This is a genomic window from Bradyrhizobium sp. USDA 376, from assembly GCF_054063675.1.
On sequence record NZ_JBSSGN010000001.1, the window covers coordinates 3953153 to 3969937 of the forward strand.

Annotated in this window: 16 protein-coding genes; 7 read left to right on the forward strand and 9 right to left on the reverse strand. The window is 65.8% G+C overall.

Translation table 11 applies throughout. From position 1 onward, the window contains the following. Positions 1-58: 58 nt before the first annotated feature. The 5 genes from ACVJ19_RS18540 to ACVJ19_RS18560 form a co-directional block, all read right to left on the reverse strand. Positions 59-1117 (reverse strand): ABC transporter substrate-binding protein, encoded by a 1059-nt coding sequence (locus ACVJ19_RS18540; protein WP_453950469.1) that lies wholly within the window; start codon positions 1115-1117, stop codon positions 59-61. A gap of 48 nt (positions 1118-1165) precedes the next feature. Beyond that, a complete protein-coding gene (locus ACVJ19_RS18545; RefSeq protein ID WP_453950470.1) occupies positions 1166-2290 on the reverse strand; it encodes an ABC transporter ATP-binding protein in 1125 nt (374 codons plus the stop codon). 109 nt (positions 2291-2399) lie between these two features. Then, the gene (locus ACVJ19_RS18550) at positions 2400-3968 is read right to left on the reverse strand and encodes a DUF4403 family protein (protein WP_453950471.1); all 1569 of its coding nucleotides are present in this window, start codon (positions 3966-3968) and stop codon (positions 2400-2402) included. Positions 3969-4096: 128 nt separating this feature from the next. Then, positions 4097-4735: a Vgb family protein gene (locus tag ACVJ19_RS18555; RefSeq protein WP_453950472.1), complete on the reverse strand. Its 639-nt coding sequence runs from the start codon at positions 4733-4735 to the stop codon at positions 4097-4099. 28 nt (positions 4736-4763) lie between these two features. Beyond that, entirely contained in the window at positions 4764-5984 is a 1221-nt protein-coding gene (locus ACVJ19_RS18560) for a helix-turn-helix domain-containing protein (protein ID WP_453950473.1), read from the reverse strand. Between the two features lie 90 nt (positions 5985-6074). Here ACVJ19_RS18560 and ACVJ19_RS18565 point away from each other — a divergent pair, with 90 nt between their 5' ends. Further along, complete coding sequence (locus ACVJ19_RS18565; RefSeq protein WP_453950474.1) at positions 6075-6869, forward strand: DUF899 domain-containing protein; 795 nt, start codon at positions 6075-6077, stop codon at positions 6867-6869. Then, positions 6862-7149 carry a hypothetical protein gene (locus ACVJ19_RS18570; RefSeq protein ID WP_453950475.1) on the forward strand — a complete coding sequence of 96 codons (288 nt, stop codon included), beginning with the start codon at positions 6862-6864 and terminating at the stop codon, positions 7147-7149. Before ACVJ19_RS18565 ends, ACVJ19_RS18570 begins: the two co-directional genes overlap by 8 nt. Positions 7150-7330: 181 nt before the next feature. Here the strand turns inward: ACVJ19_RS18570 and ACVJ19_RS18575 are convergent, their stop codons facing one another. Together ACVJ19_RS18575 and ACVJ19_RS18580 are read right to left on the reverse strand one after the other, a co-directional pair. Continuing rightward, complete coding sequence (locus ACVJ19_RS18575) at positions 7331-7753, reverse strand: c-type cytochrome (protein WP_453950476.1); 423 nt, start codon at positions 7751-7753, stop codon at positions 7331-7333. A gap of 111 nt (positions 7754-7864) precedes the next feature. Further along, positions 7865-8581 carry a L,D-transpeptidase gene (locus tag ACVJ19_RS18580; protein WP_453950477.1) on the reverse strand — a complete coding sequence of 239 codons (717 nt, stop codon included), beginning with the start codon at positions 8579-8581 and terminating at the stop codon, positions 7865-7867. A 274-nt stretch (positions 8582-8855) separates the two neighbouring features. Here ACVJ19_RS18580 and ACVJ19_RS18585 point away from each other — a divergent pair, with 274 nt between their 5' ends. From ACVJ19_RS18585 to ACVJ19_RS18595, 3 genes are all read left to right on the forward strand, one after another. Beyond that, the gene (locus tag ACVJ19_RS18585; protein WP_453950478.1) at positions 8856-9908 is read left to right on the forward strand and encodes a glycosyltransferase family 4 protein; all 1053 of its coding nucleotides are present in this window, start codon (positions 8856-8858) and stop codon (positions 9906-9908) included. A gap of 33 nt (positions 9909-9941) precedes the next feature. After that, on the forward strand, positions 9942-10631 hold the full coding sequence (locus ACVJ19_RS18590) for a methyltransferase domain-containing protein (RefSeq protein ID WP_453950479.1): 690 nt from the start codon (positions 9942-9944) through the stop codon (positions 10629-10631). Positions 10632-10869: 238 nt separating this feature from the next. Continuing rightward, positions 10870-11529 carry a hypothetical protein gene (locus tag ACVJ19_RS18595; protein ID WP_260388948.1) on the forward strand — a complete coding sequence of 220 codons (660 nt, stop codon included), beginning with the start codon at positions 10870-10872 and terminating at the stop codon, positions 11527-11529. A 242-nt stretch (positions 11530-11771) separates the two neighbouring features. Here the strand turns inward: ACVJ19_RS18595 and ACVJ19_RS18600 are convergent, their stop codons facing one another. After that, entirely contained in the window at positions 11772-13436 is a 1665-nt protein-coding gene (locus tag ACVJ19_RS18600; RefSeq protein ID WP_453950480.1) for an aminotransferase class III-fold pyridoxal phosphate-dependent enzyme, read from the reverse strand. A 35-nt stretch (positions 13437-13471) separates the two neighbouring features. Between ACVJ19_RS18600 and asd the strand changes: the two genes are divergently transcribed. Further along, positions 13472-14335 carry an archaetidylserine decarboxylase gene (gene asd, locus ACVJ19_RS18605; protein ID WP_453950481.1) on the forward strand — a complete coding sequence of 288 codons (864 nt, stop codon included), beginning with the start codon at positions 13472-13474 and terminating at the stop codon, positions 14333-14335. Between the two features lie 67 nt (positions 14336-14402). Beyond that, positions 14403-14966, forward strand: coding sequence for an NUDIX hydrolase (locus tag ACVJ19_RS18610; RefSeq protein ID WP_453950482.1), 564 nt, complete (start codon positions 14403-14405; stop codon positions 14964-14966). A 261-nt stretch (positions 14967-15227) separates the two neighbouring features. On the opposite strand, the gene ACVJ19_RS18615 is transcribed toward ACVJ19_RS18610, so the two are convergent. Beyond that, positions 15228-16625 carry a FecR domain-containing protein gene (locus ACVJ19_RS18615; RefSeq protein WP_453955157.1) on the reverse strand — a complete coding sequence of 466 codons (1398 nt, stop codon included), beginning with the start codon at positions 16623-16625 and terminating at the stop codon, positions 15228-15230. Positions 16626-16785 lie beyond the last annotated feature (160 nt).

Consider the following 16785-nt stretch of genomic DNA (forward strand, 5'->3'; position numbering starts at 1 on the left):
GCGAGCTTTCCGCCACGTTTTTCCCTCCGCCTGCGCCGCACGCCGGTGCTGTCGCGTGCTATTTCGCGGCCCATTTGTTGAAGCGCTCGGTCAGGCGATCGATGTTCTCGAGCCAGAAGGCAACGTTGATCTCGACCGCGTTCTTGATGTTGTCAGGCGCAGTCGGCAGGTCCTTCAGGACGGCGGGCGCGAGCCGGCCGGCTGCGTCCTTGTTCGAGGTGCCATAGGCGATGTTCTCCGACAGTTTCGACTGGTTCTCCGCCTTGCCTGCGAAGTCGAGGAACTTGTAGGCCGCGTCCTTGTTCGGGCTCCCCTTCAGGATGACCCAGCTGTCGAGGGTGAAGAGCGCGCCGTCCCACACCATGCCAAAGTTCTTCTTCTCGTTCTTGTTCGCGGTGTCGATGCGGCCATTGTAGACCGAGGTCATCGCCACCTCGCCGGAGGCGAGCAATTGCGGCGGCTGGGCGCCAGCCTTCCACCACACGATGTCGCCCTTGATGGTGTCCAGCTTCTTGAACGCGCGATCGACACCTTCGTCGGTCGCCAGCACCTTGTAGACGTCCTTCGGCGCGACGCCGTCGGCCATGAGGGCGATCTCCAGCGTGGTCTTCGGGCCCTGACGCAAGGCGCGCTTGCCGGGAATCTTCTTGGTGTCGAAGAAGTCGGCCCAGCCGCTCGGGGCCTGCTTCAGCTTGTCCTTGTCGTAACCGAGGACGAAATCGTAGAGGATGGCGCCGACGCCGCAAGCATTGACCGACGGCGGGATATAGGCGGCCTCGCCGCCGATCCTGGAATAGTCCAGCTTCTCGAACAGGCCTTCCTCGCAGCCGACCGCCAGCTCGTCGCTCTCGACCTGGACGACGTCCCAGGTGGCGGCACCTCCCTGCACCTTGGCGCGCAACACGCCGACGCCGCCGTCCCAGGATTCGTCGTTCATGGCAACGCCTGATACCTTCTTGAACGGCTCGAAATAGACCTTCTTCTGGGCATCCTGATACGCGCCGCCCCACGACACGACGGTGAGGTCACGCGCTTGCGCAGCCGTGGCCAGCGCAGCGCTGGCGCTGAACGCCGCGACGAACCCCAGAGCAATCTTGCCAGTCTTGCGCTTCAGCATGGTCGTTGTTCCTTCTTCGTGTGCGTTGCGTTGACGTTGATCGCTGGATCAGACGGGATCGAGGGCGAGACAGTCCTCGGGGCGGAAGGTGATGAAGACGCTTTCGCCAGGTCTTAGGCTGCCATGTGTGAGGCCGTGATACGCTCCCGGTTGAAGCTTGACCATGAACTCCCCGTTGCCGGCGACCTCGAGCACGGCCAGCGCGTGGTCGCCGAGATAGATGGTGTTCTGCACTTTTGCCGGCAGCCGGTTCGGTCCGTCGCTGGCGCTGCCATCCGGAACAATCGCGACGCGCTCCGGCCGTACCGACAGCGAGGTCGATGCGCCCGCGCCCGAGACATTGATCGCCCGTGCGGTCACGACGCCGCCGCCAGCCAGCGCGACGCGGCAAAAGTCCTTGTCGATCGTCTCGACGGTGCCGGCCAGCACATTGTTCTCGCCGATGAAGTGGGCGACGAAGCTGTTCACCGGATGCTCATACAGCGCGTCGGGCCTGTCGATCTGCTGCACGATGCCGTCGTTGAACACGGCGATGCGGTCCGACATGGTCAGCGCTTCGCTCTGATCGTGGGTGACGTAGACGATGGTGATGCCCATCGTCTCGTGCAGCTGCTTGATCTCCAGTTGCATCTGCTCCCGCAGGCGCTTGTCGAGGGCGCCCAGGGGCTCGTCCATCAGCACGAGTTGCGGATTGAACACCAGCGCGCGGGCCAGCGCCACGCGCTGCTGCTGGCGGCCGGAGAGCTGCCCGGGCCGCCGCTGCGCCATGGTTTCCATCTTGATCATGCGCAGCGCCGCGCTGACGCGCTCCTGCACGTGCGCCTTGCTCGTCTTGCGAACGGAGAGCGGGAAGGCGATGTTTTCCGCGATCGTCAAATGCGGAAACAGGGCGTAGTTCTGGAACACCATGCCGATGTCGCGCTTGTGCGGCGGCACGTTCTTGATCGGCCGGTCCGCGAGATAGATCTCGCCCTGGGTCGGAACCTCGAAGCCGGCCAGCATCATCAGCGTGGTCGTCTTGCCCGAGCCCGACGGGCCGAGCAGCGTGATGAACTCGCCCTTCCTGATGTCGAGATCGAGGTTCTTCACCACGAGGTTCTCGCCATCATAGGTCTTCTGAATGCCGGAAAAGCGCACCAATGCCGGCGCAGGCGTGACCATGCCGGCTTCCATGTTGTCCTCGCGTTGTCCCCTACAATGCTGTGTGAGACTAGCATCCTCCGGCGAGAATGCCAGCGGCGCAAGCGGCGAAGAGGCGTGCAGGCCCGGTGAGTGAGGCGCGCTACATCCCCGACAGCTTGGTCACGGACACATTGAGCGTTCCGCCGGCTTCGGCGACCACGCGCAGCGTCTTGGAGTCGAAGGCGATGTCGGCGAGCGTCAGGCTGTCGATCTTGGCGTCGACCTTGAGGCCGTCCTCGCTCTTCTGGTAGTCGGCGATCGCGGCCGCGATCTTCTCGCGCGCGTTGGCGGCGATCGGCTTCAGGTCGAGCGTCGCCTTCTGCACCAGCGCCTGCTGCATCTGCGGCACGACGGCGCGCGCCGCAGCTCCCAAGAGGCCGAACGCCGCCTCGGACTCGACCGCGAGCTGGATGTCGGCGAGCCGCAGCGTCTGCTGTGCCTGGTCGAGCATCGGCCGGCCCCAGATATGCACCGTCGCCTCCGCGCCGAGGCCGAGCCAGCTCTTCTTTTCCTTGGCGCGCACCAGGAGCGAGATCAGCAGCCGGTCGCCGGATGGAATCACGTTGACGCTCTTCACGGTGACGTCGACCGGGCCCGATCCGTCCTCGGGATAGGTGTGGCCGACCATCTGCGCGGCGATCAGCTTGTTGATCTCGGTGAAGGGCACGTCGATCGGCACGCCGATGCTCACGCCGGTGCCGGTCGGCGGCACGATCGATATCTTGTCGGGGAACGGGCAGTCCGGCTTGGTCTGCGTCGAGGTCACGCGTGTCTCGGCCTCGAGGCCAAGCAGCAGCGTCACCGCCTGCGCATCGACGCGCGGTTGCGCCGCGATGGCGCGGACCGGCTTCATCTCCAGCCACAGCGGCGGCAGCGCGGCCGAGCTGCCCGAGCCTTGCAGCGGGATCGAGCGGCAAGCCTTGGCCCATTGCACCTTGGCGTTCTCCCGCAGCGAAGGATCGTTGCGGATGCGCTCGGAGACGATGTTGATCTGCTCGCCGACATTCTTGTCGATCAGCGGCTTCACCTGCGCCGGCACGTTGACCTTGGCGCCGGAGACATTGAGGTTGGTGTCGCCGAGATTGACCTGGGCGCCGAGATTGGGCTCCAGATGCCAGTTCGCCGCGAGCTTCGGCCGCGAGGTGACGATGACATTGCCCTTGATCTCGGCGCTGGCGTTCAGATTCTTGATGTTGACCGCGCCGATCCGTTTCGCCGCGTCACCGCCGAGCACGCTGCCGAGCGCGTCGCCAAGCGCGCCGGTGGCCTTCGCCGACAGCGAGCCGGTCACGTTGAGCTTGCCGCTGAGCGGCGTCGAGATCGTCAGCACGTCCTTGTCGCCGGCGGCCGCCATCGGTCCGCGCACGGCGGTCCAGCCGATATCGGCGTTCTCCAGGATCTGCGAGATCGGATTGTCGGCCTTGCCGGCGAAATTGCGCGGCGCGGCCTTCTCGGCCTGCTCGCGGATCGCCGACAGCGCGATGGCGACCGGCGCGACCACGATCGAGCTCTTCGAGACCGGCGGCAACGGCGGCAGTTGCGCGACCGGCGGCGCTGAATTCGTCGCGCGCGGCGACAGCAAGTCCATCGCCTTCAGGCTGATGAAGAACGACGCCGCGAGCACCGCGACGGCGATCAGGATAGTCTTCAGATTCAACGTCAGTCGCATCAATCCCCCAAGCCGCCCCGGCGGGGATTTTACAGGGCGGGCGAGGAGGGCGCTAGAGCGCACCGGTGGGGTGGAATTGGGGCGAACAGGTTAACGCTTGCGAATGCGCGTTGCCGCATATCGCGCACCTAGCCGCGCCGCGGACGGCGGACCGCTCTCACATTGCCGCGATCTCCGCCACCGCAGTAGAAGCGGTCACCGCCGTCGGACTCCAGGCCCGAGACCATGGTGCCTGCGGGCAGGTCGAGCTGCTCCAGCACCTTGCCGGTCTCGGGGTCGACACGCCTAATGTCGCTGTCCTCGCCTTCCCAGGTACCGTGCCAGAGCTCGCCGTCGACCCAGGTCACGCCGGTGACGAAGCGCTTGCTCTCGATGGTGCGGAGCACCGTCCCGGTCTCGGGATCGATCTGATGGATCTTGCGCTCGCGATATTGCCCGACCCAGAGCGAGCCCTCGGCCCAGGCCAGCCCGGAGTCGCCACCGCCGCCAGGCGCCGGGATCGTGCTGAGCACCTTGCCGGTCGCCGCATCGATCTTCTGGATGCGGTCCTCCGCGATCTGGAACAGGTGGCGGCCGTCGAACGCCGTTCCCGCATGCGCGGCGACGTCGATGGAGCGCGCGATCTCGCCGCTGGACGGATCGACCGCGTTCAGCTTGTCGCCGGATGCGAACCAGACATGGGTGCCGTCATAGGTGACGCCATGCACGGCTTCGACGCCGTCAAAAGGTCCGTATTCCCTTACGATCTCGGCAGCTGAACGCTTCATGTGTCTGATCCCTATGAGGTGATGCACCTTACGTCTTCAGGAGCGGCGTGGGGAGTAACAAGCCTGTCGGGAAACCCGGGACGGGCGGCATCATCCAGCGGCGCGCGCGCCCGTGTCCGAAGCACTGGACCTTGTTCGACCGCGCCAGCTGCTCGAGCGCTCGCTGCACGGTGCGCGGACTGATTCCGAGCGCAAGGGCGAGCGCCGAGCTCGACCAGGGCTCGCCGTCGGTGAGAAAGGCGAGGAGGGCGGCGTGCTTCTCCTCCACGGGCCGCGCCAGCACGAGGACATCGCGCGTCTTCCGCGGCGCCAGCACGAATCCCTGCCTGGTCGCGTTGATGTCGGCCAGTGACCTGAGCTGGGTGCGGAGCCGCCCGATCTCGACCCGTAATCGCGCGCGGTGCGACTCATCGACGTGCCTTGCTTGAAACGCACCCGATATCAACCTCTCTCGCGAGACATCCGCCGGCCAGGCCTGCGCCAGAAGGCGGGCGAGCGCGAACAGCACCGGCCGCGTGCCGAGCGAGGCGACGACGCCTTGCCTGCGCACGACATGATGGAAGGTGTCCACGACCAGCGCTGTCGAGGTCGCCAGCCTTTCGACCTCTCCGAGCAGCAACGGATGTTCTTCGCCGCGTGCGATCAGGCGCGCGGCCGGGGTGTCGAGGATTAGGGTCGCGCTGTCCACCTCGGCCATGAGCGCCGGGATCCTTGCTTGTCGCGCTGCACTGGCCGCGCGGTCGAGCGCCGCGCGCGCATCCTTCGTTTTCAGCCGCCTGATTGCGATGCCGGCAATCACGAGTTCGCGGACGACCTGAGAGGCGGGCGGAAGCGGTGCGGTGCCAAGCCCCGCCAGCGTGTGCTCGGCGTCGTCCAGCCGTCCGAGCAGGAGAAGGTGGCGCGCCTCGATGTGACCGGCATGTGCGGCATTGGCGAGATCGCCGTGCTTTGCGAGTGTCGCCCGCGCGGCCGCGAGCGCATGTGGCGGCCATCCCAGATCGCGTGAGACGAGTGCGATCTCGGCTTCGGCCACCACGCACCTTGCACGCGCCACAGCCTCGCGCGGACCGAAGGCGCGCGCAGCGCTGCGCAGCAGCGCCTTGGCCTTGGCGAGATCGCCGAGCTGCGCCATCGCGATGCCGCGCAGCGCCAGCGACGGTGCATCGTTGCGCAGCGCAACGCGGTTCAGCGCGCCCAGGGGATCGCCGGCCTCCAATGCGCGTGCGGCGGCGGTGATCAGCGACTCCATGTCAATCCCGCCACACTTGTTACTCCCACCGCGCAACCGCTTGGTGCCAGAAATCGTTGGCAGGACGTCAAGCAAAAGCTTTGGAGAGTCATGATGACATCAGCAGAAAAAGCCGGAACCAACGGACAGACCGCCATGCAGACCCCGCCGGTGGTGTCGGCGCAGGACTGGGAGGCCGCCCGCCAGCAACTGCTCGTGAAGGAAAAGGCGCATACCCGTGCCCGCGACGCCCTGGCCGCCGAGCGCCGGCGCATGCCATGGATGGAAGTTGCCAAAACCTATGCGTTCGAGGGGCCCGGCGGCAAGGTCAGTCTGGCTGATCTGTTCCAGGGCCGGCGACAGCTGATCGTCTACCGCGCCTTCTTCGAGCCCGGCGTGTTCGGCTGGCCCGATCATGCCTGCCGCGGCTGCTCCATGGTGGCCGACCAGGTCGCTCATGTCTCGCACTTGAACGCCCGCGACACCACGCTGGTGTTCGCCTCGCGCGCGCCGCAGGCCGACATCATCAGGCTGAAGAAGCGGATGGGCTGGACCATGCCCTGGGTCACGGTCACCGACAGTTTTGACAAGGATTTCGGCGTGGACGAATGGCACGGCACCAACGTGTTCTACCGCGACGGCAACCGCATCTTCCGCACCTATTTCGTCAAGAGCCGCGGCGATGAACAGATGGGCGGCACCTGGAACTATCTCGACATCACCCCGCTCGGCCGCCAGGAGGTCTGGGAGGATTCGCCGAAGGGCTATCCGCAAACGCCGACCTACAAATGGTGGAACTGGCACGACAGCTACACGGAAGACGCCGCGCCCGACAAGAAATGGGTCGAGATCTCGGACGCCGGCGAGAAGGCGTTTCGCAAGGAGGCCGCGGAAGGTCGTGACTAGTCCCGCAAGCGCAACCGTTGGCGCCGGTCGCGATGGCGTGACGGCCGCGCGCCGCCTCGCCAGATGGCTGGCCTTGGCGGCGACGCCCACCTTCGCGGTCATGGCCGTGCTGACCGCCGCGCTCGGCGGCGGTCCGGCGGACATGCTGTGCGGCGCCGGGCAGGGGTCTCTGCTCGGCGGGATGGTGCCGATGTATCTCCTGATGAGCGCGTTTCATTCGGCCGCGTGGCTGAGGTTGATCGCGGAGCGGCGGGGCGGTCAGAGGTCTCCGTCCGAGTGAAGCCTCGTCCTTCGAGACGACCGCTTCGCGGTCTCCTCAGGATGAGGCTAACTGGCATTCGTGCCGCAGCAAGAGCGCCGCCGCACACTCAGCCCTCATCCTGAGGGCCCGCCGCAGGCGGGCGTCTCGAAGGATGCGCCGCGATTTCCTATGCAAGCTTCAGCACGCGGCACCGGCGCTGTTATTGCGAGCCCGACGCCGCCTGCAGATAAGCGGCCACCTTCGCCGCTTCCTCCGCCGAGACGCCGCCATAGGGCTGCATCTTGTTGCCGGACACGACCTCGTCCGGCTTGACCATGAAGCGGGTGAGCTTGTCCTGGTCCCAGACGAAGCCGGCTTCTTTCATCGACGACGAATAATTGTAGTCCGGCAGCGCACCGGCCTTTCGTCCGACGATCTTGTTGAGGTTGGGACCGAGGCGGTTGTCGCCTTCCTTCACGGAGTGGCAGGTGCGGCAGGCATTGTTGAAGGCCTGTTGAACCGCGTCGTCGTTCGTCGGCTGCTGTGCGAGCGAGGAGGGGGCGGACAGGATCAGCGTCGACGCTCCCGCGCTGGCGATCACGCGCAGCCATGTGGTTAGCGATGTTTGCAGGCGTGACTGCATCTGCGCCTCCATGAGGAGTGCTTCTCCAAACGAGGTCGCCCGGAGTGCACGTTGCAAACGAAAACGGCCCCGGTGGGTTCCGGGGCCGTTCGCGTCACAATGTCCTGTTGTCTAGCGCGTCGCGGCGCCGAGGTCCGCGCGGCGCTCGGTCATCGGCAGCACGATCACCTTGGTGCCGACGTTGACGCGGGAATAGAGGTCGGTGACGTCATCGTTGGTCAGGCGGATGCAGCCGGACGAGACGCGCTTGCCGATGGTCTCGGGGGCGTTGGTGCCGTGGATGCGGTAGATGGTGCCGCCGAGATACATGGCGCGGGCCCCTAACGGGTTGCCGGGGCCGCCGGCCATGTGGCGCGGCAGATAGGGCTGGCGGGCGATCATCTCCGGCGGCGGGGTCCAGGCCGGCCACTCGGCCTTCCTGGTCACCGACTGGATGCCCGACCACGTGAAACCGTCGCGGCCGACGCCGATGCCGTAGCGCAGGGCCTGGCCGTTGCCGAGCACGTAATAGAGATAGGTGTTGGGCGTATCGATGATGATCGTGCCAGGCGCCTCGCGCGTCGCGTAAGCGACGGTCTGGCGGCGGAAGCGGGCCGGCATCTCGACCACGTCCTGATCCTCAGACGGCTCGGTCTGGTAGGTTGGCGCCTGATAGGGCTGATAGGGTTGCAGCGGCTGCGGCGCCGCCATCGGCGGCAGCGGCTGGAAGAAGGGGAAGAGCTGCACCGGCGCGGCCTTGGCCGGGCCTGCGAACGCGATGGCGGAGATCGCGACTGCGCCAAAAGCAACGGCGCGCGAATACGTCTTGAAAGTATCCAGATTGAACATTGATCGCCCCTGTTTGCTCGGTGTTTGAAAAGCCACCGCGGCACCGTTGCGGTGCTCCGTTGCCTAAATCACTAACGGCAAAACGTTTCGGGACATTTGCGCGGAAAACCGAAAACGGTTTCATGCGGCAAGGATTGTTTCATGACAGTTTCGTGGCCGCAGGGGTCCGTTAACGAACAAAACAGCGGGCCGACACTTCTATGACGTCACACGCCTGAAATATCCTTGGTTGATGGTCGAAAGCCGAGAATCATCAAACTCTCGGGATTTCCCCATGCGGGTATTAATCGCGACTGACGCCTGGCATCCGCAGGTCAACGGTGTGGTCCGCACCCTGACCTCGCTGGCGAACGCGGCCAAGGCGCTCGACGTCGAGATCGACTTCCTCACCCCGGACGGCTTTCCGTCCTGGCCGTTGCCGACCTATCCGGGCCTGCGCATCGCGCTGCCCTCGGCGAAAGAGATCGCGCGGCGGATCGAGAAGGCCGCGCCGGAGGCGCTGCACATCGCGACCGAAGGCCCGATCGGCTGGGCCGCGCGGGCCTATTGCCGTCGCAACGGCCTCGCCTTCACCACCTCCTACACGACGCGGTTTCCGGAATACGTCTCGGTGCGGACGGGCATCCCCGATGCCGTCGGTTACGCCGTGCTGCGCCATTTCCACGATGCCGCCGCGATGACCATGGTGGCGACGCCCTCGCTGCGGCAGGAGCTGTCCGAGCGCGGTTTCAAGCGGCTCGGCTTCTGGACGCGCGGCGTCAACACCGAGCTGTTCCATCCCGATCATCCTGCAACGCTCGACCTGCCGCGCCCGATCTTCATGACCATGGGCCGCGTGGCGGTGGAGAAGAACCTCGAGGCGTTCCTCTCGCTCGACCTGCCCGGCACCAAGGTCGTCGTCGGCGACGGCCCGCAGAAGGCGGCGCTGGAGAAGAAGTATCCCGACGCGGTGTTCCTGGGCGAGAAGAAGGGGGCCGATCTCACCGCGCATCTCGCCGCCGCGGACGTGTTCGTGTTTCCGAGCCTGACCGACACGTTCGGCGTGGTGCAGCTCGAGGCGCTCGCCTGCGGTACGCCGGTTGCGGCGTTTCCGGTGACGGGCCCGAAGGACGTCATCGCCGATCACCCGATCGGCGCGATCGACCACGATCTGCGTACCGCGTGCCTGCGCGCACTCACCATGTCGCGCGAGACCTGCCGTAATTTTGCGCTGGAGCGTTCCTGGGAAAACAGCGCGCGCCAGTTCGTCGGAAATCTCACCTCACTTCAGCCCAGCCGCGTCCTGCGCGCTTCGCCTCGCATGGCGCGGCGGCCGGTGCGCGGTTGACCTTTCATTGGATCCACAGCGAGAACCTCATCGATGGCTAAGATCATGAACCTTGACGGCACCCAGCAACTCGACCTCACCCGCGGCACGGTCGAGCAGGCCTATGATCGCTGGGCGCCCGTCTACGATCTCGTGTTCGGCGGCGTGTTCGCCAAGGGCCGGCAGGCGGCGATCGCAGCCACCAACAAGATCGGCGGCCGCGTGCTCGAGGTCGGCGTCGGCACCGGCATCTCGCTGCCGCTTTACGCGCCGCACCTGCGCATCTTCGGCACCGACATTTCGGAAGCCATGCTCGACAAGGCGCGCCAGCGCGTCACCGAAGGCAATCTGAAGAATGTCGAGGGCCTCGCGGTGATGGACGCCGAGAAGCTCGAATTCCCCGACAACTCGTTCGACGTCGTGATGGCGCAGTATGTCGTCACCGCCGTTCCGAATCCGGAGAAGGCGCTCGACGAGTTCGCCCGCGTGCTGCGTCCGGGCGGCGAGCTGATCATCCTGACCCGCGTCAGCGCCGATGCCGGCATGCGCCGCTTCATCGAGCAGAAGCTGCAGCCGGTGGTGCGTCCGCTCGGCTTCCGCACCGCCGAGTTCGCCTGGTCGCGTTACGCCAAGTGGCTCGCCGGCGCCAACGGCATCGAACTCGCCGAGCGCCGCCTGATTCCGCCGCTCGGCCATTTCTCGCTGGTGCGCTTCCGCAAGGTCGACGTCGCCAAGGCGGCTTGACTGTCGCCCCTCATGGTGAGGAGGCGCGCAAGCGCCGTCTCGAACCATGAAGGCCCCCGCTGCTGCAGCTCGGCCTTCATCCTTCGAGACGCGCGTTCCGCGCTCCTCAGGATGAGGGGAGAGAGTAAGACGTGCGTCATCGCGCCGCTGCACATCGTCACATGACAAAATGATGATGTCACACGGCCTACATCGAATCCCTGTAAATCCTGAACCCGAAAGCATTTTGGGGGAGAGCATGATCAAGAACTATCTCGAGCAGCTGCGGATCCAGCGCTGGGACGACCATCGCTACTATCACCACAGCCGCATCAATCAGAGCCTGCACTTCGTCAGCGCGCTGAGCTTTCTCTTTGCCTATGTCTGGCTGTTCATCGATCCCGTGGTCTCCGCGCTGGTCGGCTGGCTGGTGTCGATGACCTCGCGCCAGGCCGGTCACTTCTTCTTCGAGCCGCACACTTACGACCACATCAACCAGGCGACGCACGAGTACAAGGAAGAGATCAAGGTCGGCTACAACCTTCAGCGTAAGGTGGTGCTGATGGCGATCTGGGCGCTGTCGCCGCTGGTGCTGTTCGCCGATCCGACGCTGTTCGGCCTGTTCACGCCCTGGGCGAGCGCGACCGACTTCATGCGTCAGGTCGCCAAGATCTGGCTCGTGGTCGGCGGCGGCGGTCTTCTGTTCCGCACCGTGCACCTGTTCTTCATCCGCGACGTCGAGACCGGTCTCGTCTGGATGACCAAGATCCTGACCGACCCCTTCCACGACCTGATGCTCTATCGCGGTGCTCCGCTCGCCCTGATGCGCGGCGAGCTGATGGACCCCGGTCTGCACCTCAACCCCGAGCACACGCTCGGCTTTATCGACGAGCCCGTGCTCGAAGAGCAGCACGCCTGAGCGCGCTGCGCACACGCCACACTCCGATGTCTGATGGTTACGTCATGCCCGGCCTCGTGCCGGGCATCCACGTCTTGGGGCTCTCTTCGCCTCTCCCCGCGCGCGGGGAAGTGGGATCGAGCGCGGCCACAAATGCCGTCATTCCGGGATGGTCCGAAGGACCAGACCCGGAATCTCGAGATTCCGGGTTCGGTCCTGCGGACCGCCCCGGAATGACGGTGGTTATGTGGAGAGAACCAGCCTCAGCGTCCAAAGCGCTTGGCCAGCATTTCTTTCAGGATCTGCCGCTTGATGTTCTTGTTGGTGAGCACGCCGTCGTGCCACCAGAAGCCGTCGGCCTTCATCTTCTGCGCCGCGCGAACGAAACGCTCGGCAACCTCAGTGAAGTCGGCGTCGGTGTAGTTGAGGCTGAAGATCAGCCGGCCGGTGCCGACCCAGCTCAGCGCCAGGCCTTCGGCGCGCAGGTAGTATTGCAGCATCCAGTTGTAGCGGGACGGCGTGGTGTATTTCACCGTCCAGATCGACGAGAAGTTGGCGAACCGCACCGGCAGCTCGGCGTTCTCCATCATCTCGTTGAGCTTCCTGACGCGGCCGTTCCAGGTTGCCTCCAGCCCGTCATAGACGGCGCGGAAGTTCGGGCTTGCGAGTCGGCTCAGGAACTCGTCCATCGCTGTCATGACGTAGGGGTGCGAGTTGAAGGTGCCGCGGGCGAAGCAGATGTCGGCGGGACGATCGTCGCGGAAGCGGCGCATCAGCTCCTTCTTGCCGCAGACCACGCCGACCGGCAGGCCACCGGCGAGGCTCTTGCCGTAGGTCACCATGTCGGCCTTGACGCCAAAGTATTCCTGGGCGCCGCCGGCAGCGAGGCGGAAGCCGACGAAGACCTCGTCGAAGATCAGCACGATGCCGCGCTCGGTGCAAACTTCGCGAAGCTTCTTGAGCCACTCGGTGTACGCCGCGCGGTCAAAGTTGCCGCCGCGGGAGGAATCGACCAGCGAGGAATCGCCGGGCGCGTTGACGTTGGGATGCAGCCCCTGCAGCGGATTGACCAGCACGCAGGCGATGTCCTTGCGCGTGCGCAGGACGTGCAGCGTCTTCTCCGACATCTCGGAGAGGGTGTAGGTCTCGTGCGCGGGGATGGGATTGCCGACGCCGGGCTGCACGTCGCCCCACCAGCCGTGATAGGCGCCGGCGAAACGAACCAGATGCGTGCGCTTGGTGTGGTAACGCGCGAGCCGCACCGCCTGCATCACGGCCTCGGTGCCGGACATGTGGAACGAGACCTCGTCGAGGCCGGAGATCTGGCAGAGCCGCTGCACGTTCTCGAGGATGACGGGGTGATAGGGGCCGAGCACCGGGCCGAGCGCATGCGCCCGCTTCTCGGAGCCTTCGATGCATTCCTTGTAGAAGTCGTTGCCGAAGATGTTGACGCCGTAGGACCCCGTGAGGTCGTAGGAGGTGTTGCCGTCGACATCGGTGACAGTGACGCCGCGCGAGGACTCCATGAAGGTCGAGGTGCCCAAATGCTCGCGGACGAGGCGCGAGAACTGGAACGGGACGCGGTAGCTCTCGGTGAAGTTCAGGTCGGAAATCGTCTCCGCCGCCTCCTTCGTCATCGCGCGGCCCTTGGGGTAGCGATCGGCGTAGAGGCGCGCGAGGCGGAAGAAGGCGTCCTTGCGCTGGGCCACGATGTTCGCGGGCGCGCCGTCGCAACCGAAATATTTGTCGCCTTCGAACTCGTAGAACGGGAGCAGCTTTGCCACCCGGCGCGACATCTTGGAGTGCCCCGCGAGCGACCGGTGCTTGGCGCGGGACAGTTCGACCCGCGCCTTGATCTTCGGGAAGGCGGCGGCAGCGGACGCTGCGGCGGCCACGGAAAATGAGAGAATCGGGAGTGTCGTTTCCATGACAACAAGCGCTAATACTGCGAGCTGACAGATTCATGACAGTCAAAGCCATCATCGCCTCTTTCACCCAGCAGGAAGACCTCAACTTCCTGTTGACCAACCGCATCCCGCGCGCGGCCCTGACCCGCTTCATGGGCTGGTTCTCCAAGATCGAGAATCCCTTCGTGCGGGACTTCTCGATCGCGCTGTGGAAGCTGTTCTCCGACCTCGACCTGTCGGAGGCGCGCAAGACTCATTTCAAGAGCCTGCACGACTGCTTCACCCGGGAGCTGAAGCCGGGCCTGCGGCCATTTGATGCCGACCCATCCATTGTCGCAAGCCCCTCGGACGGCATCGTCGGCGCGCACGGGAAGATCGCCGACACCGAACTGTTTCAGGTCAAGGGCGCGCCCTATTCGCTGCTGGACTTGCTTGGTGACTCAGCGCTCGTCGAGCAGCACCGCAACGGCTCCTTCGTCACGCTGCGGCTGACCTCGAGCATGTATCACCGCTTCCACGCGCCCTATGACGCGCATATCGAACGTGTCACGCTGATCCATGGCGACGTCTGGAACGTCAACCCGATCGCCTTGAAGCGGGTCGAGCGACTGTTCTGCAAGAACGAGCGCGCGGTGATCCGGACGCATCTTTCGACTGGCGAGGCGGTGACGCTGGTGCCGGTGGCCGCGATTCTGGTCGCGAGCATCCGCCTACATTTCCTCGACATGGTGCTGAACGCGCAGACCCGCGGCCCTGTCAACTTTCCCTGCGACGTCAAGGTGAGCAAGGGCGAGGAGCTCGGCTGGTTCGAGCATGGCTCGACCATCATCATCCTCGCGCCCGGCGATTTTACCTTCTGCGACGGCATCGCCGAGGGCACGCGCATTCGCGCGGGCCAGGCGCTGCTCAGGAGAAAGTAGCCTTCAATCCGCCGTCCCCGCCGCCTATATCGTCTCTCGGGGACGATTCGATCGAACGGATTTGGTGATGGCGCGGGCGCCGGTGATGGCGGCGGGTGGTATTGTGTTGCGGCGGGGAGCGGTGCCGCTGGTTGCAGTCGTGCGTCAGCGCAAGCGCAATGAATGGGTCTTGCCCAAGGGCAAGCTCGACGACGGCGAGACGCCGAAGGAAGCCGCGCACCGCGAGGTGCTGGAAGAGACCGGCCACGACGTCGCCATCCACGAATTTTTGGGCACGCTGGTCTACCAGTCCGGCGGCCGCTCGAAAGTCGTGCATTTCTGGCGGATGGAGGCCGACGGCGGTCCGGTCCGCAAGCTGATGAACGACATCAAGGCGGTGGACTGGCTGACGCTGGACGATGCGATCGCCCGCCTGTCGCGCGAATATGAGCGCGCCTTCCTGACGCAGATCGGCCCGATCGCGCTCGCGGCGGCGGGACTTGTGCCGTCGCCGGCGCCCGAGCCGTCGCTCGCGGCGGACGATATCGATGCCGCCTTGCAGACGCTGACGCCGGCCGAAGCCGCCTCCGTCGAGGAGCTGCGGCACGGCCTGTTGCAAAAGGTGAAGGCCTGGCTGCGCGGCGAGGCGTGAGGTCTGTTTACCTCTCCCCGCTCTTCGGCGGGGAGAGGTCGGAAGCCCCGGCGATGCGCAGCATCGTCCGGTGCGATCCGGGTGAGGGGCAAGGCGTGCTGTCGCAAGAATGGAAGTCCATCCGACTCGCACGACAACTATCGAGTTGGCTACTCCGCCCACAATTGAAATCAAGCTCGCGGAAGCAGCCCCTCACCCCAACCCTCTCCCCGTAAGAACGGGGCGAGGGAGCGCACCGAGCGCGTTGACGCACGCCACACTTCACCGTCGCTCCTTCTTCTCCTTCGGAGCGGGCGCCGGCTTGCGTGGCGCTACGGGGGGTGGTGCGGCGGGCAGGCGCTGCTGGAAGCCGCCCGGTCGCTGGATGCCCGGCTGTTGAGCCGCGGGCCGCTGGCCCGGCTGCAATCCGGTGCGCGGCGTTTGCGGTTGCGGTGTCGCGCCCGGCTGCGGTGGCACGGCTCCTCCGGGCTGCGTGGGAGTCTGGCCGGCGCGTGACGGCTGCGTCTGCGGCGCTCCGCCCGGCCGCGGGCCCGGTCCGGTGCGCGGCGTACCTGCCGGCTGTCCTGCACCCTGCTGCTGGCCTTGTTGCTGCTGGCCCTGCCGCTGCGGCGGTTGCGTGCCTTGCTGTGTTCCCTGCCGGCCTGGCGTGCCCGGCTGCTGCTGGCCCGGACGGTTGTTCTGGCCGGGCTGGCCGTTCGGCCGCTGCGGCTGTTGCCCCGGCGCGGTGGTCGGCCGCAATTGCTGCTGCTGCGGCGGTTGCGCCGGCCGCGGAATGCGGCTGATCGCGGCCGGATTGGCGCGGCGGAAGTCGCGCTGCTCGGTCACGATCTGCCGGCCCGTGGTCTGGGCCAGATGCACCTGGCTGACGAAGCCGCGGTCGCGCGCGATCTGCTGCGCGGGAATCGTGATCGGCACGGCTGCAAAGCGCATGACGCCAGCCGTAGCTGCGCCCGGGCGAATGGCAAAGCCGCTCGCGGCTTGCGTCAGCGCACCGAGCCGCGCGCCACTGCTGCGGTCGTTGACCTCGATGTGGCCGACCCGGCCGTCGGCGTCGGGATAGAGTTTTATGTTGACGTTGTTCGTGGTGTTCGCGGTCGCGCTCTCGGGCACGTCGACGACGCCCGTGGTGCCGCGGATGCCGAGCGTCGCGGTCGGCGTCGCGATCTTCATGTCGCCGGTCTTCGCGACGGCAGCCGCAACGAAGGCCACGGTGCCCTTGCCGATGTCGAAGATCGCCGAGTTCTGCTTGCCGCCGTCCTCATAGACGTAATTGTCGATGGTGATCCTGGCGCCGGCCGAAAGGTTGAACGTCGTCGCATCGTTGAAGGTGATGCCGAGCGAGGAGTTCGACGAGGTCTGCACGATGTCGTTGAGATAGATGTCGTCGCGCACCCGCAGCGGATAGGAGTTCTTGTCGCGGATCACGGTCGCGATCCCCGTCACGGTCGCGACGTTGCCGATCGGCTCGACGGAGTTGGATTGCGAGTCCGGCGCCGGTGTTGGCGAAGCGGATGGCGTCGGTGAAGGCTCGGGCGTCGGCTGCGCTTGTGGCTGTGCCTGCGCAAGCTCGATCGCATCGGATGCGAAAGCCACGCTGCTGCCGGCCACCGGCAAGGCCAGCAGCACGAGCGCGAACACGGAGCGGCGCCAAGCCACCATTGAAGTCACGAGGATGTCCCGGTGAGAACGCGAGGCGAGATCGGCCGATATCAGCCGTGTGAGGCTGAATGGCGGATGAACGTCTGTCGCATGGGAGGGGTGAACCGCTCTCTCCCCTCATGGTGAGGAGCGCGCCCTTGCGCGCGTCTCGAACCATGCA